The 20,077-nt window shown below is 60.8% G+C and carries 21 protein-coding genes and 1 pseudogene; 11 read left to right on the top strand and 11 right to left on the bottom strand.

Going from position 1 to position 20,077, the window contains the following annotated elements:
* Positions 1–38 precede the first annotated feature (38 nt).
* The 3 genes from IV109_RS10575 to IV109_RS10565 form a co-directional block, all read right to left on the bottom strand.
* Entirely contained in the window at positions 39–965 is a 927-nt protein-coding gene (locus tag IV109_RS10575; RefSeq protein ID WP_296696068.1) for a tripartite tricarboxylate transporter substrate binding protein, read from the bottom strand.
* Positions 966–1,063: 98 nt separating this feature from the next.
* Positions 1,064–1,531 carry a MaoC family dehydratase N-terminal domain-containing protein gene (locus IV109_RS10570; protein ID WP_296695889.1) on the bottom strand — a complete coding sequence of 156 codons (468 nt, stop codon included), beginning with the start codon at positions 1,529–1,531 and terminating at the stop codon, positions 1,064–1,066.
* Positions 1,532–1,560: 29 nt separating this feature from the next.
* Positions 1,561–2,763: a CoA transferase gene (locus IV109_RS10565; protein WP_296695886.1), complete on the bottom strand. Its 1,203-nt coding sequence runs from the start codon at positions 2,761–2,763 to the stop codon at positions 1,561–1,563.
* Positions 2,764–2,863: 100 nt separating this feature from the next.
* Here IV109_RS10565 and IV109_RS10560 point away from each other — a divergent pair, with 100 nt between their 5' ends.
* The 11 genes and pseudogenes from IV109_RS10560 to IV109_RS10510 all read left to right on the top strand — a co-directional run bounded on the left by IV109_RS10560 (position 2,864) and on the right by IV109_RS10510 (position 12,746).
* Entirely contained in the window at positions 2,864–3,748 is an 885-nt protein-coding gene (locus IV109_RS10560) for a LysR family transcriptional regulator (protein ID WP_296695883.1), read from the top strand.
* A gap of 118 nt (positions 3,749–3,866) precedes the next feature.
* A complete protein-coding gene (locus IV109_RS10555; protein WP_296695881.1) occupies positions 3,867–4,247 on the top strand; it encodes a VOC family protein in 381 nt (126 codons plus the stop codon).
* 52 nt (positions 4,248–4,299) lie between these two features.
* Positions 4,300–5,037 carry a tRNA-uridine aminocarboxypropyltransferase gene (locus tag IV109_RS10550; protein ID WP_296695878.1) on the top strand — a complete coding sequence of 246 codons (738 nt, stop codon included), beginning with the start codon at positions 4,300–4,302 and terminating at the stop codon, positions 5,035–5,037.
* 119 nt (positions 5,038–5,156) lie between these two features.
* Complete coding sequence (locus IV109_RS10545) at positions 5,157–5,405, top strand: hypothetical protein (RefSeq protein ID WP_296695876.1); 249 nt, start codon at positions 5,157–5,159, stop codon at positions 5,403–5,405.
* Between the two features lie 116 nt (positions 5,406–5,521).
* Positions 5,522–7,081 (top strand): EAL domain-containing protein, encoded by a 1,560-nt coding sequence (locus tag IV109_RS10540; RefSeq protein ID WP_296695873.1) that lies wholly within the window; start codon positions 5,522–5,524, stop codon positions 7,079–7,081.
* An 81-nt stretch (positions 7,082–7,162) separates the two neighbouring features.
* Entirely contained in the window at positions 7,163–7,867 is a 705-nt protein-coding gene (locus tag IV109_RS10535; protein WP_296695869.1) for a glutathione S-transferase N-terminal domain-containing protein, read from the top strand.
* A 41-nt stretch (positions 7,868–7,908) separates the two neighbouring features.
* Positions 7,909–8,793, top strand: a pseudogene (locus IV109_RS10530) (TIGR01777 family oxidoreductase); the annotation flags it as partial.
* Positions 8,794–8,857: 64 nt separating this feature from the next.
* A complete protein-coding gene (locus IV109_RS10525; protein WP_296695868.1) occupies positions 8,858–9,652 on the top strand; it encodes an SDR family NAD(P)-dependent oxidoreductase in 795 nt (264 codons plus the stop codon).
* Between the two features lie 67 nt (positions 9,653–9,719).
* Positions 9,720–10,853 (top strand): PilT/PilU family type 4a pilus ATPase, encoded by a 1,134-nt coding sequence (locus tag IV109_RS10520; protein ID WP_296695865.1) that lies wholly within the window; start codon positions 9,720–9,722, stop codon positions 10,851–10,853.
* A 226-nt stretch (positions 10,854–11,079) separates the two neighbouring features.
* Positions 11,080–11,907, top strand: coding sequence for a proteasome-type protease (locus tag IV109_RS10515; protein WP_296695861.1), 828 nt, complete (start codon positions 11,080–11,082; stop codon positions 11,905–11,907).
* Positions 11,908–11,924: 17 nt separating this feature from the next.
* Positions 11,925–12,746, top strand: coding sequence for an alpha/beta hydrolase (locus IV109_RS10510; protein ID WP_296695858.1), 822 nt, complete (start codon positions 11,925–11,927; stop codon positions 12,744–12,746).
* Between the two features lie 13 nt (positions 12,747–12,759).
* On the opposite strand, the gene IV109_RS10505 is transcribed toward IV109_RS10510, so the two are convergent.
* The 8 genes from IV109_RS10505 to IV109_RS10470 all read right to left on the bottom strand — a co-directional run bounded on the left by IV109_RS10505 (position 12,760) and on the right by IV109_RS10470 (position 20,075).
* Positions 12,760–12,996, bottom strand: coding sequence for a thioredoxin family protein (locus IV109_RS10505; protein WP_296695855.1), 237 nt, complete (start codon positions 12,994–12,996; stop codon positions 12,760–12,762).
* A gap of 27 nt (positions 12,997–13,023) precedes the next feature.
* Positions 13,024–14,472 carry a permease gene (locus IV109_RS10500; RefSeq protein ID WP_296695851.1) on the bottom strand — a complete coding sequence of 483 codons (1,449 nt, stop codon included), beginning with the start codon at positions 14,470–14,472 and terminating at the stop codon, positions 13,024–13,026.
* 35 nt (positions 14,473–14,507) lie between these two features.
* The gene (locus IV109_RS10495) at positions 14,508–14,843 is read right to left on the bottom strand and encodes a metalloregulator ArsR/SmtB family transcription factor (protein ID WP_296695848.1); all 336 of its coding nucleotides are present in this window, start codon (positions 14,841–14,843) and stop codon (positions 14,508–14,510) included.
* Positions 14,840–16,081, bottom strand: coding sequence for an organoarsenical effux MFS transporter ArsJ (gene arsJ / locus IV109_RS10490; protein WP_296695843.1), 1,242 nt, complete (start codon positions 16,079–16,081; stop codon positions 14,840–14,842). The genes IV109_RS10495 and arsJ overlap by 4 nt, the downstream gene beginning before the upstream one ends.
* A 1-nt stretch (position 16,082) precedes the next feature.
* Positions 16,083–17,126: an ArsJ-associated glyceraldehyde-3-phosphate dehydrogenase gene (locus tag IV109_RS10485; protein WP_296695841.1), complete on the bottom strand. Its 1,044-nt coding sequence runs from the start codon at positions 17,124–17,126 to the stop codon at positions 16,083–16,085.
* A 100-nt stretch (positions 17,127–17,226) separates the two neighbouring features.
* Complete coding sequence (locus tag IV109_RS10480) at positions 17,227–18,060, bottom strand: undecaprenyl-diphosphate phosphatase (protein ID WP_296695838.1); 834 nt, start codon at positions 18,058–18,060, stop codon at positions 17,227–17,229.
* 42 nt (positions 18,061–18,102) lie between these two features.
* Positions 18,103–19,335 carry an ABC transporter permease gene (locus tag IV109_RS10475; protein ID WP_296695835.1) on the bottom strand — a complete coding sequence of 411 codons (1,233 nt, stop codon included), beginning with the start codon at positions 19,333–19,335 and terminating at the stop codon, positions 18,103–18,105.
* Positions 19,332–20,075 carry an ABC transporter ATP-binding protein gene (locus tag IV109_RS10470; RefSeq protein ID WP_296695831.1) on the bottom strand — a complete coding sequence of 248 codons (744 nt, stop codon included), beginning with the start codon at positions 20,073–20,075 and terminating at the stop codon, positions 19,332–19,334. Before IV109_RS10470 ends, IV109_RS10475 begins: the two co-directional genes overlap by 4 nt.
* Positions 20,076–20,077 lie beyond the last annotated feature (2 nt).

The raw sequence follows: 20,077 nt of genomic DNA, 5'->3' as shown, positions 1-20,077 counted from the left end.
CTTGTGAAGTCAGTTGTAGTTGTTCAACTCGGCAGGGATCACTCCAGGGTGGCCCCTGTGGCCTTGACAGCCTTATCCCATCGTTCAATTTCCGACTTGATATATGCGCCGTACTCGGCTGGCGTGGAGCCCAGCGGCTCTGCACCTTGAACGGCCAGCTTCGCCTTGACGTCGCTTGCAGCCAATGCCTTCAGGATCTCAGCATTCAGACGCCTGACAATCTCAGGTGGTGTCTTCGCGGGGACCAGTATGCCCTGCCAGGCGCCCACCTCAAAGCCCGCCATGACCGTCTCATTGACTGTGGGCACATCTGGCAGTACGGAGGTCCGCTTGAGGCTGGTGACTGCCAGTGCCCGCAGTCGCTTGTCCTTGATAAATGGCAGCGCGGAATTCACCGTGTCCGTTATGAACTGAGTCTGCCCACCCACCAAGTCGGTTAACGCAGGGGCACTGCCTTTGTAGGGAATATGCGTCGCAGTCAGGCCCTTGCCCTGCAGCAGCAGGTAGGCGCCCAGATGGGTAATGTTGCCATTACCGGCCGACCCGTAGCTGAGCTTGCCGGGGTTGGCCTTGACATGGTCCAGGAACTCCTGGACCGTGTTCACGGGCAATGACGGGTGCACCGCCAGCACGAGCGGGATCACGGCCGTGAGCGCCACGGGTGCGAAATCGGCACGAACGTCGTAGTTGAGTTTCTTGTACAGCGCCGGGCTGAGCGCAACCGCAGACGTGTTGTAGAACACGGTGTAGCCATCCGCCGGCGCCTTGGCCACGAAATCCGCAGCAATATTGCCATTGGCGCCGGGTTTGTTGTCCACGACCACCGACTGCCCCATCTGCTCGCTGAGCTTCTGGGCCAGCACGCGGGCGACAAGGTCGGTTGGACCGCCGGGTGGGAAGGCAAGCACCAGCTTGATGGGCTTGTCAGGATAGCCTGTCTGCGCCAGAACGGGACCCGCGGCCATGCCAGAGAAGACCAGGGCACACGCCAGCGCCATGCGTCGGTTAACTAGTTTCATGAAAGTCTCCTTAAATGTCGTTGTTCGTTGGGAAAAAAATCAATTCAGACCGAACGCCCGGCAAGCAGCCGCGTTGCGGTGTAAGTCATGACGGATTCATCACGCTGGTTGAACACACGAATATCGGAAGTGACGACCGCGCGGTTCCGGGTGGAGGTGGGCTTGACCACCGTGACCTCGACTTCGGCGTGGATCGTGTCACCCACCAGCACGGGACGAAGAATTTTCTGTTGCAGCTCAAGCATCGCCAGGCCGGTGCCCTGGATCATGGACTGCAGGATGAAGCCTTCGATCAGGGTATAGGTCAGCGCACCCGGCACGGGTCGGCCCTGGATCGCACCGCCCTCGTAGCCTTCCTCAATGAAGATCGCCTCCAGCATCCCGGTACAGGAAATGAAGTTGACGAGATCAGTTTCCGTGATGGTGCGGCGGAAGGTTCGGAACACTTGACCGACCGTCAGGTCCTGCCAGAAAAATCCCTGCCCGAGCAGAGGTGGTTTGGATACAGACATGAATTCCTTCCTTGATGGTTAAAGTCACTTCAACCCTGGGCCGACCTGGCCACAGCGCCCGAAGCGATGAGATCGGCAATCCGCTGGCGGGAAATGCCTGCATCCTGCAGCACGGACTCCGTGTCGGCACCAAGGCGCGGAGGTGTCGCCACCGGCGGGCGCACTCCATCAAACAGCACGGGCACTCCAGGAAAGCGCAGCGTGCCCATGGCCGAGTCTTCCACCCGGCTAAAGAAGCCCGTAGCCTGCAGATGTGGATCATCCTTCAAGTCGACCAGTTGGTTCATGCGGGCCGCAGGAATTTCCAGCCGTTCGCACAATGCCAGCCAGTAAGCCGTGCTCTGGGCTGTAACGAACCGGCCCGTAATTTCATAAAGGGCTTCGATGTGCTGTGTCCTGGCCGCGATGCCCCGAAAGCGCACATCACTTGCCAGATCCAGTGCATCCACGGCCTTGAAAAAGCGTTCCCAGTGGGCGTCGGTGTACGGCATCATGCAGACGTGCCCGTCCGCCGTGCGGTAAGGCCTGCGCCAGTCGGCCAGCACCCGTGGATAGCCCGGTGCAGACAGGGGTGGGTCGAAATGCTCGCCATAGCAGTGCTCCACAAGATTGAAGGCCACCATGGTTTCGAACATCGGAATTTCGACGACGGCCCCGTGCCCCGTCGAGCTGCGCTGCAACAGAGCGGCCATGATCGCCATTGCGGCCACCAGGCCGCTGGTCTTGTCCGCCGCGATCGTCGGAAAGTAGCGCGCCACGCCGGTCTGCTGCGCCATCAGCGCGGCATTGCCCGACATGCCTTGAATGATGTCGTCATAGGCAGGCTTGCCGCCGTAGGGGCCGTTTTCGTTGAAGCCGTGCAGCCCGGCATAGACCAGCTTCGGGTGCGCCTCGCGCAGGCGCTGCGGGTCCAGCCCGACCGCGCCCAGCTTCTGCGGCCGCATGCTGTGCATGAAGACGTCGGAAGTGGCAATCAGCTTCTGCAGCGTGACTTGGCCCTCGGGGTGCTTGAGGTCGATGACGACGCTCTTCTTGCTTCGGTTGACCCCCAGAAAGATCGCCGACATGCCATCTTCCAGGCTGGGCCCGGTGTGGCGCGTCGAGTCTCCCTGCGGCGGCTCGATCTTGATGACTTCCGCGCCGAAATCGGCCAGCCATTGACTGGCGTAGGGACCCATCACCACCGCGCTGGCGTCAACCACCCGGATGCCCGCAAGCGGCAAAGCTGTCATGTACGTGTCTCCATCTAAGGATCACAAATCTAACGGCCATCACGATTTATGTCTAATATTAATAATTTACCAATCGATACGAAAACAATATCATCCTCGAATGAACCTCAAGCAACTCCAGCAATTCGTGGCCCTGGCGGAAACCGGGAACTTTCACAAGGCGGCCGAACGCATGCACATGGCCCAGCCACCGTTATCGGTGTCCATGCGCAAGCTGGAAGACGAACTGGGCGGACCGCTGTTTCTGCGCCATCCCACTGGCGCACGGCTGACTGCAGCAGGCCAGGCCATGCTGGCCGATGCGCGGCGCACCATTTTTCACGCCCAGCAATGCCAGCAGGCAGTGGCTGCGGCCCTGCATGGCGAAGGTGGTGTGCTGCGTGTGGGCTTCATCGGCTCGGCGACCTACTCGCTGCTACCCCGGCTGATCCCAAGTTTTCGCCGACGCTTCCCCAAGATCGAGCTGGAACTGGCCGAATCCACGACAGCCATGATCCTGACCCGCCTGGCGGCACACAGTCTGGACCTGGGGCTGGTGCGCTTTCCGGTGCTGCACCCGGGGAGCTTCTCTTTCACGCCACTGGAGCAGGACGAATTCGTGCTGGCAGTGCCGGCTGACAGCGCGTGGGGGCGGCTTTCCACCGTGGCACTTTCAGAGGCCGCCGGTGAGCCCTTCATCATGTACGCAGAATCCACCGTGCCCAACCTGTTTGCTGTCGCCATGCTGCGCTGCCAACAATCGGGGTTCTCTCCGCGCGTGACGCAGGAGGCTGTGCAGGTACAGACCATCGTGAGCTTGGTGGAAAGCGGTCTGGGCCTGGCATTGGTGCCCGGCGTGGCCCGGCGCTATGTCAATCGAGGTGTCAAGTTCCTTCGGCTCAGCGACAACCCGATTCAGTCACATATCAGCATTGCTCTGGCTGCGTTGAATGACAACCTCAATCCCCTGGTGAACAGCTTCACAGCGCACGCCCAGAACTACTGACTTGCCGGTTTGGCAATGCCGCCGGGGAGCCGCAGCATATCCCAGAGCCGCTTGACGGCTTCGCGTACCATCCTCACGGTTCAACAACGCCCGATCCCGGGCCCCAACGGAGAAAACTATGTTCAGTCATGTGATGGTCGGTGTGAATGATCTCGAGGTTTCCAGAAAGTTTTACGACGCGCTCTTGGGCACGCTGGGCATCGGCCCAGGCGTTGCCAACAAGAACCGCTATTTCTACCGCAGCCCCACAGGCACGTTTGGCATCACCACACCCATCAATGGCGAGCCCGCTACGCACGGCAATGGCAGCACCCTGGGCTTCAACATGGCGTCTCCTGAACAAGCGGATGCCTTCCATGCGGCTGGCGTTGCCAACGGCGGCACCACCTGCGAAGAGCCCCCAGGGTTTCGCGACGGCGCGGTGGGCAAGCTCTACCTGGCGTATGTGCGCGACCCCGATGGCAACAAAATCTGCGCGCTGCACCGCCCTGCCAACTAAGGCAGGCTGGAGTTAATCTGATCGAATCGCGCGCTACCCCGTGCCTGGCAGCATGAGCCATGCCGTCTCGCGCTTGCGCGCTGCGCGTTTGGCGCGCAGTGCAAAGCCTTTTATTGCCCGTGGTTCGCGGGCCGAACGCTGCCCCGGTTGCCGCGTGCCTTTCAGCCACTGCTTGTGTGCCTTGCGGCCTGTGGTGCCCACGCGGGCGGGGGTGTGCCTGATCATGTGCGACATCGAGCCGCTCAAGCCCAGCAACACCGGCTGGCTGATTGCCGACGTGGTGACGGACACCGCCGCGTTTGGCTGGTCGCGCACGGCGGTGGACCCTGCCCTGCTGACCATGCTGGCCGACCCGCAGTGGCAGCCCTACCTGGTGTTTCCGGGGGAGTTTGTGGCGACCGAGCGCGTGGTGACGCAGGTGCAGCCGGTTGAGGGACATATGGGCCAGCAAGGCAAGCGGCCACTGTTCGTGTTGCTCGATGCCACCTGGCCCGAGGCGCGCAAGATGTTTCGCAAAAGCCCTTACCTCAACCATTTGCCGGTGCTCAGCCTGCAGCCCGAGCAACTCTCCAATTACCGCCTGCGCCGCTCCACGCGCGAGGACCACTTATGCACTTCGGAGGTGGCGGCCTTGTGCCTTGAGCTGGCCGGTGAACCCCGCGCCGCGCAGACGCTGGACGCCTACCTTGCCGTGTTCACCACCCACTACCTGAGTGCCAAAAACCATTGGCCCGTGGATCTGGAAGATGCCGCGCACCAGCGCCTGCGTCACTCGCTATTTATTGAATAGCAAACCAGGCAATATCGACGAGGGTCAGGAGCCGATTTCTCATAAATCCCGGGGCGGCGACAATATCCACCTCGCCCAAGGCACAGCCGCCTACTCTCCCATCCACACAAAGCAACCCCATGACCCAAGACTTGACCCCACCCAACGAAGCAGCCAAGACGGAGCTATGCGATTCCTGCGCAGGTATCCAGCAAAACTGGCGCCGTGCCCGCGGGCATCCCGAACTGATGCAAGGCACTCACCGCACCGAGGCGCACAAACACGGCCAGGTCGTCATCACCAAGTACCGCTGTGAGCGCTGTGGCACAACGTGGGAGTATGAAAACAACAAGGTCAACCGCCACGCAGGCTGGTCGGTGGTGGGCTGACTGACAGCCCGCAGTCCGTGCGATGCCTTGCCCGCGGTCGCTTGATCAGTGAACACCCGCATTGAATCCATCGGGAAAACAAACTACAGTGCCCCACATTCATTGCGGGGGTGGATTTGAATTTTCAAGCCAGACTTACGGTTGCCATCTGCGCCAGTGTCGCCGTAGGCGTCATTCCCATCCTCCTGTCCTTTACGCTGGCGCAGCGACAGGGACGCCAGATTGAAGAAGACCGATTGCTGAGCTATGCCAGGAATGTGCTTTTCCGATCCGAACGCGCCACGCAACAGCTGTACGCCGGCATTGACCGCTTAGCCCGAGCCCGCCACGGCGACCCGTGTGCCCCAGCCCAAATTGCCCTGATGTCCGAGATTGACCTCAGTTCGCAGGACATTCAGACCATGGGCTACATTGAAGCGGGACGCCTGCTGTGCTCCTCCATGGGGCTGCACGGGGCCGGCCTGCCGATCAGCACCGGTACACCGGTTACCCGCGGCACTGACGGCTCCACCCTTTACACGCGGGCACGCCTGCCGATTGCGCCGGACATAACGTTCATTATTGTGGCGCGCAATGGCTATGCGGCAGTGATGCACGAGGCCATCACGCTGGACATCGGTCCCTCACCGGACCACGTGTCCATGGCGACCTACTCCCCCGGAAGCAAGACCTTTCGCTCCCAGCGCGGCACCATCAAGCCCGCCTGGGCCGAGCACCCCCTGATCGGCGGGCAGACCACTTTTGACGATGGCGCACATTTGGTGGCCCTGGTCGCCTCACAGCGCTTTCCCACGGTGACCCTGGCGGCCACGCCTTTGTCCGAAGTCCACCAAAGCTCGCGCCAGGTGGCCAAATTCCTGGTGCCTTTTGGTGTCGCTGCGGGCCTTGCGCTGGGACTGCTGGCCTTCTTGATGGCACGCCGCCAGATGGGTATGCCTGCGCTCTTGCGTGCAGCGTTAAAACGCGGCGAACTGTTTCTTTTGTACCAACCGATCATGGATTTGCAGAGCGGCAGATGCATCGGTGCGGAAGCGCTGATTCGCTGGCGGCAGCCGGATGGCACCATCGTTCCCCCTGACGTGTTTATTCCGGTAGCCGAAAAGTCAGGCTTGATCCAGCGCGTGACCGAACGCGTGCTCGAGATTGTTGCTGCCGACGCGGGCTCCTTGTTTGCAATGCATCCCGGGTTTCACGTCAGTGTCAACCTGGCTGCTGCCGACCTGAAATCGCACCGCACCGTGGAACTGCTGGCCCAGTTGATGCACAAGACCGGCGCCAAGGCGCACAACATTCTGGTGGAGGCCACTGAGCGTGGACTGATGGATGCGGATGAGGTACGCCAGGTGATTGACGCCATCCATGCCCTGGGCATCGAGGTGGCCGTGGATGACTTTGGCACAGGCTACTCCAGCCTGTCCTACCTTGAAACCTTTGCACTGGATTACCTGAAAATTGACAAGTCGTTTGTGGACACGCTGGCCACCGGTGCAGCCACCAGCCAGGTGGCAGTCCACATCATTGAAATGGCCAAGGCCCTGAAATTGAGAATGATTGCAGAGGGCGTGGAGACCGAAGATCAGGCCAGGCTGCTCAAGGAGCGCGGCGTGCAGTTCGCCCAAGGCTGGCTGTTCGCCAGACCCATGCCAATGGCTGCCTTGCTGAGCCATATTGCATAGCTGCAGGCAGCAGAAGAACTCCTTTGGGCTCAGAATAGGGGGAATTCGGGGGCTTGTTGCCCCTTGCTGCAAGGAACTCCCATGACCGATCTCGCCAACTTCCCCATTACCCGCAAATGGCCCGCCCAACATCCAGAGCGCTTGCAACTCTACTCACTGCCCACGCCCAACGGCGTCAAGGTGTCGATCATGCTGGAGGAGACCGGCCTGCCCTATGAACCGCATCTGGTCAGCTTCGAGACCAACGACCAGATGTCCCCGGAGTTTCTCTCTCTCAACCCCAACAACAAGATTCCTGCCATCCTGGACCCCAAGGGTCCCGGCGGCAAGCCGCTGGCGCTGTTCGAGTCCGGCGCGATTCTGCTGTATCTCGCCGAAAAGACCGGGCAATGCATCCCCCAGGACGCTGCCGCGCGCTACGAGACGATCCAGTGGCTGATGTTCCAGATGGGCGGCATCGGGCCGATGTTTGGGCAACTGGGCTTCTTCACCAAATTTGCGGGCAAAGACTATGAAGACAAGCGACCGCGTGACCGCTATGCAGCCGAAAGCAAGCGTCTGCTGGGCGTGCTGAACCAGCGCCTTGCCACCCGCGCCTGGATCATGGGCGACGCCTACACCATCGCAGACATCGCCACATTCCCCTGGGTGCGCAACCTGCTCGGATTTTACGAAGCAGGTGATCTGGTCGGCATACAGGAATTTCCGCATGTCACGCGGGCCCTGGCCGCATTCGTGGCACGTCCGGCGGTAACCCGCGGGCTGGCCGTACCCAGCCGCACATGAGCGCTGACAACCCCTACCAGGCTTTGCCCCGACAAAGCGTACTGATAACCGGGGGCACCGGCTTCATTGGCGCAGCCTTGGTCAGGCACCTGCTGGATGCGGGCCACAGCGTGACTGTGTACGCCCGCGACCCTGTGCGGGCCACCCGGCAGTTCCAGGGCCGTGCACGTTGCGTGCCCAGTTTGTCGGCACTCAAAACCAGTGACCAATTTGACACCGTCATCAACCTGGCCGGTGCGCCGGTCTTGGGCCCGCGCTGGAGCCCCCAACGGCAGGCCCAGCTGTTGGCCAGCCGAGTCGGCGTTACCCAGGCACTGCTGGCGTGGCTCAACAGCGCGGCCCACAAGCCCGGGGTCTGGATACAGGCCTCTGCCATCGGCTACTACGGCGTGCGCGATGCCGATGAACTTCTGACCGAAGCCAGCGCCAAGGGCAGCGGCTTCATGGCGGCCTTGTGCGACCAATGGGAGCAATCGGCCCAAGCCGTCCAGACGCATGGCGTACGCAAGGTGGTGTTGCGCCTGGGCCTTGTCTTTGGACCTGGCGGCGCCTTGCCACCCTTGTTGTTGCCGCATCGCCTTTTCGTGGGCGGGCGTATGGGCGACGGCAAGCAGGTGTTGAGTTGGATTCACCGCAAAGACGTGCTGCAAATCATCGCGCGGGCGATCTGTGACACGACGATGCAAGGGACCTACAACGCCGTGGCACCCGGCGCACTGAGCCAGGCCGAATTTGCCCGCACGGTCGGCAAGGTGTTGCGCAGGCCTGTTTGGTTCCACATACCGGCAACCCCGGTGCGCTGGGCTGCCGGAGAAATGGCGGAACTGTTGCTGGACGGCCAGCACGTGACGCCGCTGCGATTGCTCCAAGAAGGCTATGCGTTCAAATTCCCGACTGTAGAGCAGGCGCTGCGCGACCTGGTGTGATCCTGCCGCCTACACTGACGTTTTTGCCTTATCTCTGACGCCATCCACAACAACAAACCTCACCATGAAGATTGATCTTTCAAACAAAACAGCCCTCATTACCGGCTCTACTGCGGGCATCGGCTTCGCCATTGCCAAGGGCCTGGCCGAAAGTGGCGCCGCTGTGGTACTCAACGGCCGCACCGCACAGGCGGTAGAGCGCGCCATCGCCGAGCTGAAGCGCGTCGTGCCCGGTGCCACGGTGCGCGGCGTGGCCGCAGACCTAGGCACCGCTGCAGGCTTCGACACGCTGCTGGCTGCTGAGCCGCAAGCCGACATCCTGGTCAACAACGTCGGCGTGTACGGACTGCAGGATTTCTTCAAAACCCCCGACGACGAGTGGCAACGCTTCTTCGACGTCAATGTCATGTCCGGTGTTCGCGCCTCGCGCGCCTACACGCAGGCCATGGTCGATCGCGGTTGGGGCCGCGTGGTGTTCATCTCGTCCGAGTCGGGACTGAACATCCCGCCCGACATGATTCACTACGGTTTCACCAAAACATCCAACCTGTCCATCTCGCGTGGCCTGGCCAAACGTCTGGCGGGCACCGGTGTCACCGTGAATGCAGTTTTGCCCGGCCCCACCCTGTCAGACGGCGTGGGCGCCATACTGCAGCGCGCAGCCGACGCGTCGGGCCAATCCCTCGACGAGGTGGGCAAGGCATTTGTGAAAAACAAGCGCCCAAGCTCCATCATCCAGCGCATGGCCACTGTAGAAGAGGTGGCCAATCTGGTGGTCTACGTGTGCTCACCCCAGGCCTCGGCCACCACCGGCGCGGCGCTGCGGGTGGATGGAGGCATCGTGGACTCCATCGCCTGAAGAACGGGCTGTACACACGGTTCCCCGCGGTAATAATGAATCGGTTGCAACTCTCAATTCAAATGCCATGGAAGTCTTCAAGTTTCTCAATCTGATGGTGGAAAACGAGGCTTCAGACCTGTTCTTCAGTGTCGGTGCGCCCGTGAACGTGAAGATCGAAGGCATTACCAATCCCCTGAAAATGCCGGCACTGGCGCCCGGTGAAGTCAAGCAACTGGCGTATTCGGTGATGAGTGAAAAGCAGATTGCCGAGTTCGAAGCCCACATGGAACTCAACATGGCCATCTCGGCGTCGGGCATTGGGCGCTTTCGGGTGAATGTATTTATGCAACGCGGCGAAACCGGCATGGTGATCCGCTACATCAAGGCCAAAATCCCTCCATTGGCGGCCCTGGGCCTGCCCGCAGTGCTGGAGCAGTTGGTCATGCTCAAGCGCGGACTGGTGCTGGTAACGGGTGCCACCGGTTCTGGCAAGTCCACCACCCTGGCGGCCATGCTGAACTACCGCAACGAAAACGCCACCGGACACATCCTGACTATTGAAGACCCCATCGAATTCATGCATGCGCACAAGCATTCGGTGGTGGATCAGCGCGAAGTAGGGATTGACACAGAATCGTACGAAGCGGCCCTGAAGAACGCCATGCGCGAGGCTCCCGACGTGATCATGATTGGTGAAATTCGCGACCGGGCTACCATGCAGCAAGCCGTGGCCTACGCCGAAACAGGGCACCTGTGCCTGTCGACCCTGCACGCCAACAACGCCAACCAGGCGATGGAACGCATCGTCAACTTCTTCCCTGAAGAGGCACACCACCAGTTGCTGACCGATCTGAGCATCAACCTGGCGGGGGTAGTGTCACAGCGCCTGATTCCGGGCCTGAAGCAGAAGCTGGTGCCAGCAGTGGAGGTGATGGTGCAGTCGCCCTACATCAGCGACCTGATCGGCAAAGGCGAAATTTCAGCCATCAAGGAAGCCATGGGCCACAGCACCGGCGCCGGCATGTGTACCTTCGACCAGGCACTGTACAAACTGTACGTGGAAGGCCGTATCGCGCAGGACGAAGCCTTGCACAACGCCGACTCCCGTACCGATCTGGCCCTGCGCATGCGCTTGGCAGAAGGCGTGAGCCCGTCGGACGCCGGGGAGCTGACGATCGACACCAACCCCTACCCGGGCAAGCCACCGCTTCGCCACTGAGACCCATGGGAGCCGCACGGCGGCGTAACCATAGCGGCTGATGTGGGCTGGCGCACCTTGATCGGCGGTAAAATTGCATGAGATGTGGGTGTTTCCTGCGTGGGGGCCTCACGTGGCAGACAAGTGGCCGTGGCAAGTGCTGCAGCGTCTGCACCCAGGTAGCACCAAGCTCATACGGGGGCCGACGGTTTCACCCCCTTCCTTTTCTCTTTCAGGCACTATTTTCATGACCTATTGCGTCGCCATCAAACTCAATGCCGGACTGGTTTTCCTGTCTGATTCACGCACCAATGCGGGGCTCGACCAGATCAGCACTTTTCGCAAAATGATCGTGTACGAGAAGCCCGATGATCGTTTTATGGTGCTGCTCTCAGCGGGCAATCTCAGCATTTCGCAGTCGGTGCGCGAGATTCTGCAAATTGAGCAACTGAAGGAACACCCTGAGGCTGAGCCAGTCACCATCTGGAACGCCAAGAGCATGTTCGACGCGGCCCGCGTGCTGGGTTCGGCCATTCGTCGGGTATACGAGCGTGATGCCGCCTCGCTCAAGCAGGCCGGTGTCGAGTTCAATGTATCGCTGATTTTTGGCGGTCAGGTCAAGGGCGAAGGCATGCGCCTGTTTCAGGTCTACTCCGCCGGCAACTTCATAGAGGCTACGCCCGAGACGCCCTATTTTCAGGTGGGCGAATCCAAGTATGGCAAACCGGTGCTCGACCGCGTGATCACACCCGACACCCCGCTGGACGAGGCTGCCAAGTGTGCGCTGGTGTCGATGGACTCCACGCTCAAGTCCAATCTGTCTGTGGGTTTGCCGCTGGACATGGTGGTGTACGAAGCCAACCAGTTCCAGACCGACAAGATTGTCTGTATCGACGAAAACAATCCCTATTTCCGCATGCTGCATGGCAGTTGGGGCCAAAAGCTGCGCGAGGTGTTTGACAGCATCGAGGACCCGATGTGGAATGGCGAGCAAACCGAAGTGCCGCTGATGCTGCCCTCCGCGCGCAGCCGTCCGCTGAAAAAAATCAGTACGCCGCAAGAAAAACTGATTTAACTTTTTTGTGACCCGCCATGCCCCTCATCATCTTCTCGCACGCCAACAGTTTTGCCGCCAGCACCTATGGCGTCATGTTCAAAAGCCTGAAGTCACGCGGCTTCACCGTCAAGGCGATTGAAAAATTTGGCCATGACGAGAAATACCCCGTCACCGACAACTGGCCGCATCTGGTGCAGCAGTTGCTGGACTTTGCGCAGGTCGAGGTTGAGAAGGCTGGAGAGCCTGCTTACCTGGTGGGGCATTCATTTGGTGGTTTCGTCAGTGTCATGGCCGCAGCGCGCGCACCCGAGCTGGCCCACGGGGTGGTGCTGCTGGATTCGCCGCTGCTGGGTGGCTGGCGCGCCACGACACTGGGCATGATGAAGACCACGCAAATGGTGGGGGCCGTGTCACCCGGCGCCATCAGCCGCCAGCGCCGCAACAGCTGGCCCAGCCAGGATGCCGCCCTGGAACACTTTCGCCACAAAAAAGCTTTCGCCAAATGGGACCCGCAGGTGCTGCGGGACTACATCGCCCATGGCACCCATGACGAGGGCCGTGGCGACGAGAAAAAAAGGGTGTTGAGTTTTGACCGCGCGATCGAAACCGCCATTTACAACACCGTGCCCGACAACCTGGACCGGCTGTTCCGGCGCCACCCCATCAAGTGCCCGGTCGCCTTCATTGGCGGACGCCACTCCGTGGAGATGAAGCAGGTGGGTATGACCATGACCGAAAAAATTACCCACGGCCGCATCATGATGCTTGACGGCAGCCACCTGTTTCCCATGGAAAAACCGATGGCCACGGCAGCCGCCCTGGAAGCTGCGGTACTGAACTTGCAGAGCCTGGGCTAAGGCCAGGCAAAGCTCAAGCAAGCAGCCACTGCTGGACTTCAGCCTTGGTGGGAATGCGACCGCTGGAAACCACTTTCTCGTTGATCACCAGCGCCGGTGTGGACAGCAGGTCGTAGGCCATGATGTCCTTCATGTCGGTGACTTTGACGAATTCAGCGTTCACACCCGCCGTGCTCGCGGCGTCTCTTGCGATGGACTCCAGCTTCTTGCAGTTGGCGCAGCCGGAACCGAGAATTTTCACTTTCAACATGGCTTTCTCCTTGGTAAGAACAATGGCTCAGGTGAGCGTTTGGGCATTTTTTTGTCGCCGATGAAGCCCCCCTAAAAGCGCGGCCAACACGGCAATGAACACCGACAGGCCCAGGACAAGTTGCGTCCATGACATGCCGTCGACCCAGGAACCATAGAGTAAACCTGCGGCCATGCTGAACAGGGCCACCATGCCGACATAAGCGAATGTTTTCTTGCGCCCAATCACAGCGATCACCATCAAGATACTCTGCAGACTCAACTCCGGGTCCGCCATCAGGTAAGCCAGCAGCGGGCCGGGGTGCATGCCCAGATCAAGAAACATCTTGGCAACGGGCACCTCCACCAGGGTCGGGAAATACATGAAAACACCAAACACAACCGCAACCGCGTTGGCGGCCAGGTCGTTTCGGCCCGCCAGATTTTGAATCCATTCAGGCTGGATGACCTGGCGAATCATGCCCACGATGAAGACGCCCACCACCAGCAAACCAAAAATCTGCTTCACAAACCGCCAGGCTTCCCAGAGCCATGCTTGCCGCGCATCCACGTCCAGGCGCTTGGCATAGTGCCAGACAGCCCACAAACACAAGCCGACAGCCAGGAAGCGCCCCGTCATGGCCACATGAAGTACGCCGCCCTGGGGCGTCAGGCGCAGGGCAGCGACCAGCAAGGTTGTGGCCGCCAGGCCCAGTGTGACCCATGTCCAGCGGTTCGCACCCTCGATGATGTTCTCCAGCCCCTTCCAGGCCGTCGCGGCAATCAGCAGCAACAAGGCAATCAGTACCGAACCTTGAAAGCTGACCCCTTCCTCTCCCTTGGCGGCATCAAAGGGCACCCAATGAAACAAGGTCTCTTGCCATGCCTCGGCCCACCCTAGGGGCAGACTCACTGTGGCAAGCGTGGCGGTCAGTGGCCAGAGCTTCAGTGTGCCCGCAATCAGCAACGCCACCATGGCCAGCAGGAGGCCGGTGGCTGCAGATCCGACACTGGCCTTGTCAGCAAACAGCGTGTCGGTTTGCGCATCATGGTTCGCATCGTCGCGCCAAAACAGCATGGCCATCAGCAAGCCAATACCCATACCGAAGAGCAGACACAACACAAACCGTGCAACCGCAAACTCTGCGCCGAGAATGCCGCCGGTGTAGGCCAGGGCCATGATGTTGCCCGCCGGGGCAAAAAACAGGAACGTGATGGCAGGCCCGATGCCCGCTCCTTTGCGATAGATACCCGCAAAGAGCGGCACGATGGTGCACGAGCACACCGCCAGCAAGGAGCCCGCCGCCGCCGCTGCCGGGTAGGAAACATGGGCAGGTGTGTTGCGCCCCAGCCAGCGGGTGATGCTGGCTTTGGGAATCAACGCTGCCATGGCTCCGGCGATAAAGAAGGCCGGCAACAGACACAGCAGCACATGTGCCGCCAGGTAAGCGGCCAGATTGCCGGCACCACCATTCAACAAATGCAGAAAGTAGTTCATCGGGTTCCCTCCTTATCGAAGCCATTTCATCACGGCTATGCGGATTTGACCTGACAGCTTGCCGTGACATCAAGCAGTTGGCACGACTGCCCCTCACAGCAGTTGAGCGTGAGGTAGGCCAGCACGTCATTCATTGTGGCAAAGGCCGCCCGGTAAATCAGATTGCGGCCATCGCGCTCCTGGGTGATCAGACCGGCATGGGTCAGCTCCTTCAAGTGAAACGACAAACCGGTACTTGGCAGATCCAGGGCCTCGGCGATGCGCGTGGGCGTCATGCCCGTTTCACCCGCCACCACCAGGCTCCTGAAAATCTGCAAGCGCGACTGCTGGGCCAGCGCAGCGAGCGCCTTGACGACATCTTGCTCCTTCATACCGCAACCCCCTTCGCGTGTTTGGCAACGGGCAAGGCCAGCGTCACGAGCCAACAGGCCGTCAACATCACGGCCGAACCCATCAGGGCATAAAGCAAACCACCCCACTGGTACAGCAAACCCGACATCAGCGTGCCAAAAAAGCGGCCCAACGCGTTGGCGGCGTAATAAAAGCCCACATCTTCCGCGGCCTTCTCCGAGCCGGCATACGCCAGGACCAGGTAAGAGTGCACGGACGAATTGACTGCAAAGGCAAAACCGAAGATGCCCAATCCGCCTACCACCACCCATTCCAGGCGGGGCACATCCATCGCCACCGCAAGGGCCAGCGCAACCGGCACTACAGCCAGCATGGCAGACCAGAGCCTCGCCGCAGGCACCTCGGTGCTCAAGCCATCCTCACTGCGTCGCACCAGGTGCGGCGCAAAAGCCTGCACCATGCCATAGCCAATGGTCCACAGGGCGAGGAAGCCCCCGACCATGGGCCGCGACCAGCCGGATGCATACAAAAACACCGGCACCCCCACCACAAACCACACATCCCGCGCGCCAAACAAAACCACGCGGGCGGCTGCCAGCAGGTTGATTCCGCGGTTTTTGGCAAACAGCTCCCTGGCTGACCGGGATGCCTTGCTCTTGCCCATGAGCTTGGGCACAAACAGCACCACGCCCATCAGCACCAGTGACAGCAATGCGGCCATCACCCACAGTGAGCCCCTGAACCCCAGCACCTCAAGCAGCACGCCACCCAAAAAGAAACCGATACCCTTCATGGCGTTTTTGCTGCCGGTAAACCAGGCCACCCACTTGAACAGCTGGCCCGAGGCCTCCCCCGCCGTGAGCTTGATGGCGGACTTGCTGGCAGTTTTGGTCAGGTCCTTGGCCACGCCACACACACCCTGCGACAAAACCACCCAGGCCACCGACATCGTTGCCGTCCAGTCGGGTGACAGCGCAGAGAGCAACAAGAAGCCCGCGATCTGTGTGCTCAACCCCACGGCCAGCATGCGCGCAATGCCATAGCGCGTGGCCAGCCACCCGCCGATCAGGTTCGCGGCAATGCCAGCAGCTTCATACAAGAGGAATAAAAACGCCAAGGCAAAAGGTGAATACCCCAGCTTGTAAAAGTGCAGCAACACCAGCATGCGCAGCGCACCGTCTGTCAGCGTGAAGCCCCAGTACGCGCTGGTGACGATGGCGTAGTGACGTGCGGCGCTGGCGCCAGCAGAGAGCGTCATGTCAGATACCCGCCGTTTCCATATGGCAGGCCAGATCCACCATGCGGCAGGCGTAGCCCATCTCGTTGTCATACCAGGCATAGACCTTCAACAAGGTGCCATCCGTCACCATGGTGCAGGGCGCATCGACGATGGCGCTGCGTGTGTCGCGGGCGTAATCGGCACTCACCAGGGGCCGCTCCTCGTAGCCCAGGATGCCGGCCAGCGAACCCTTGGCTGCAGCGGCGAACAGGGCGTTGACCTCTTCCGCGCTGGTCTCGCGCTTCATTTCAAACACGCAGTCGGTGAGCGAGGCGTTGAGTACAGGCGCGCGAACCGCATGACCGTTGAGCTTGCCTTTGAGCTCAGGGTAGATCAGTGCAATGGCCGTGGCACTGCCCGTGGTGGTGGGCGACAGGCTGAGCATGGCACTGCGGGCGCGGCGCAAATCCTTGTGCGGTGCATCCACCATCAGGTTGGTATTGGTGGGATCGTGGATGGTGGTGATCTGGCCGTGGCGGATGCCAATCGCCTCATGCACGACCTTGACCACCGGGGCCAGGCAGTTGGTGGTGCAGGACGCCGCCGTGACGATGGGGTGTTGTGCGGGGTCATACAGATGGTGATTCACGCCGACCACCACGTTGAGCACATTGCCCACCTTCACGGGTGCGGCCACGATCACACGCTTGGCGCCACGGTCCAGATGGCCTTGCAGCGTTTCGGGCGTGAGAAACTTGCCGGTGCATTCCAGCACCACGTCCACCCCCCTGTCACCCCAGGGAATGTCCGCTGCCTTGGCATGCGATGAGAACGAGAGTTGTCTGTTGCCGATGCGAATACGGTCTTCACCCTCGGCTGCAATGTCTTCACGCCAGCGCCCCTGCACGCTGTCAAAGGTGAGCAAATGGGCGCTGGCAGCGGCACCTCCTTTGACCTCGTTGAGGTGCACCACCTCCAGCCGGTTGCCTGCGCGCGGGTCGTCCTGCTGGCGATCCGCCGCGCCCATGGCGGCTCGCAAGGCCAGACGGCCAATGCGGCCCATGCCGTTGATACCTACTTTCATAAGCTACTCCTGCGTTACTGTTTGATATACGATCAATTCAATGAATATTGAACTATTGCACAAATTCATGACGTTTTGATGACGTCAAGGCAGTGAAGACTCAGGCAGCCCAGGTCACAGCACCGCTCCAGGCAGTCGCCAGAACCACCACACCGAACACAATGCGGTAGTACGCGAACCCGACAAAACTGTGGGTCGCAATGTAGCGCAAGAGCCAGCGCACGCACAGCCACGCGCTGAGGAACGAGAACACCAGACCCACGCTGAACAAGGGCACATCTGCCATCGACATCAGGGCCCGATCCTTGTACAGGCTGTAGGCACCGGCCCCAATCAGGGTGGGAATCGCCAGGTAAAAAGAAAAATCAGTTGCCGCCTTGCGTGACAAGCCCATCAACATGGCGCCAATGATGGTGGCGCCGCTGCGGCTGGTGCCGGGAATCATGGCCAGGCACTGCGCCAGGCCCACCTTGACGGCGTCCAGTGGTGTCATGTCTTCCACCTCCTGAATGCGCGCCACGGCCGGATTGATTTGCTGGCGCCGCTCGGCCCACAAAATGATGAAGCCACCAATGATGAAGGTGCTGGCCACTACCACGGGCGTGAACAAGTGTGCCTTGATGGCCTTGCCAAACAGCAGACCCAAAATGACGGCCGGTACGAACGCAATGATCACGTTCAGGGTAAAACGCTGCGCCTGCTTTTCAGTGGGCAGGGCAACCACCGTATCGCGAATTTTCTGCCAGTAAACCAGGATGACGGCAAAAATGGCGCCGGTCTGGATCGCGATGTCGAACACCTTGGCTTTCTCGTCATCAAAACCCAGCAGGGCACCGGCAAGAATCAAATGACCGGTTGATGAGATGGGCAAAAATTCTGTCAAACCTTCGACGATGCCCATGATGGCGGCCTTGACCAGCAATGCAATATCCACGCGTACTCCTTTAAGACGCCGGATTATCGCCGGGCCACTCACTCATTCGTAGCGCAGAGCCTGGATCGGCAAAAGACTGGCCGCACGACGTGCCGGGTAGAAGCCAAAGAAAACGCCAACGAACGCCGAAAAGCCCACGGCCAGCAGGATGGAGCTGACCGACATGCTGACCTGCCAGCCCGCAAACTGCCCCACCGCCCAAGTGGCTACCGCGCCCAGCACCACGCCAATGGCACCGCCAATCAGACTCAAGGTCACCGCCTCGATCAGGAACTGCGCCAGGATGTCTTTGCCCCGCGCCCCCACGGCCATGCGCAGACCGATCTCGCGGGTGCGCTCGGTCACACTCACCAGCATGATGTTCATGATGCCAATGCCGCCAATGATCAGGCTGATGCCCGCCACAGCGGCCAGCAGCATGGTCATGATCTGACTCGACGCTTCCTGCGCCTGCAGTATCTCGGTCAGGTTGCGGATGGAGAACGGATCGTCGGCGCCAGTCTGCACCTTGAAGCGCTGGCGCAGCAACTCCTTGATGTTGTCCTCGGCCACCTTCATGCTCTGGCCCTCGCGCACCTTCACGTTGATGAAACCCACCCGTTTGAGCTTGCCCCCCGTGCCACCCTGAATGCGGTTGCGGTAGGTGGAAATGGGCACGATCGCCACATCATCCTGGTCCTGCCCCATCGAGTTCTGGCCCTTCTTGGCCAACACACCAATGACAGTCACCGGAACCTTCTTGACCCGAATCACCTTGTCCAGCGGATCAGCGTCGCCAAACAACTCCCGCGCCACGGTCTGCCCGATGATCACCACCTTGGCCGAACCCTGCACATCGGCTTCGTCAAACCCACGCCCTTCGGACAACTGCCACTCCCTCGCTTCGAGGTAGTCATTGGTCGTGCCCAATATGGAGGTGCTCCAGTTGGTGTTGCCCACCACCACCTGTGCCCCGGTGCGCGAGGCCGGCGCCGCCACCTGCACTTCAGGCACCTCACGCGCGATCGCCAGCGAATCTTCCTCGGTGAGGCCCTGCCCGGTCTGCGCCCCCAGACGCACACCGCCGGCCGTGACCCCGCCCGGAATCACCAGCATGATGTTGGAGCCCAGGCCCTTCATCTGCTCCTGCACGCGCTGCGTGGCACCGCTGCCCACCGCGATCATGGTGATGACGGCAGCCACACCGATGATGATGCCCAGCATGGTCAGGATCGAACGCAGGGTGTTGGCAGCCAAGGCTCGCAGGGCGCTGCGCAACGCCGCCATGAAGTTCATGCCGACACTCCCGGAGCGGTGGGAAGGTGGCCGCTTTGGCGCGCATCCTCAATGATCTGCCCATCGCGAAACACCAGCTTGCGCCGAGCCCAGGCGGCAATGTCGTTCTCATGGGTGACCAGTACCACCGTCATGCCCTGTGAGTTCAGCTCGGTGAGCAAACGCATGATGTCGTCACTGGTCCTGGAGTCCAGCGCACCCGTCGGCTCGTCAGCCAGAATCAATTGCGGGTCGTTCACCAGCGCCCGCGCAATCGCCACGCGCTGCTGTTGTCCGCCGGACAGCTCGGACGGTGTGTGTGCGCCCCGCTCGCCCAGGCCCACACGGTCCAGAGCGGCCTGGCCGCGCGCACGCCGTTCCCTGGCAGGGATGCCGGCGTACACCATGGGCAGTTCGACGTTTTCCAGCGCACTGGTGCGAGGCAACAAATTGAACTGCTGAAACACAAAACCGATACGCCGGTTGCGGATCGAAGCCAGCTGGTCCTGCGCCATGGCTTCCACGGCTTCACCCGCCAGCCGGTACTCACCGGAAGTTGGCAAGTCCAGGCAACCCAGAATATTCATCAGCGTCGACTTGCCGGAGCCGGACGCACCCATGATGGCCACGAAATCACCTTCCTCAATGTCCAGCGACACACCGCGCAAGGCATGCACGGTCTGCCCCGCCCCGGCGGCGACCTGCGCGGCGCTGCCCATCTGGTAGATTTTGGTGAGCTCGCGCGCCTCGATCAGTGCCATCG

This window comes from Rhodoferax sp., from assembly GCF_018780565.1.
Taxonomy (GTDB): domain Bacteria; phylum Pseudomonadota; class Gammaproteobacteria; order Burkholderiales; family Burkholderiaceae_C; genus Rhodoferax.
Note: the sequence above shows the minus strand (reverse complement) of the source record. Positions and strands in the feature narration are given on the sequence as shown.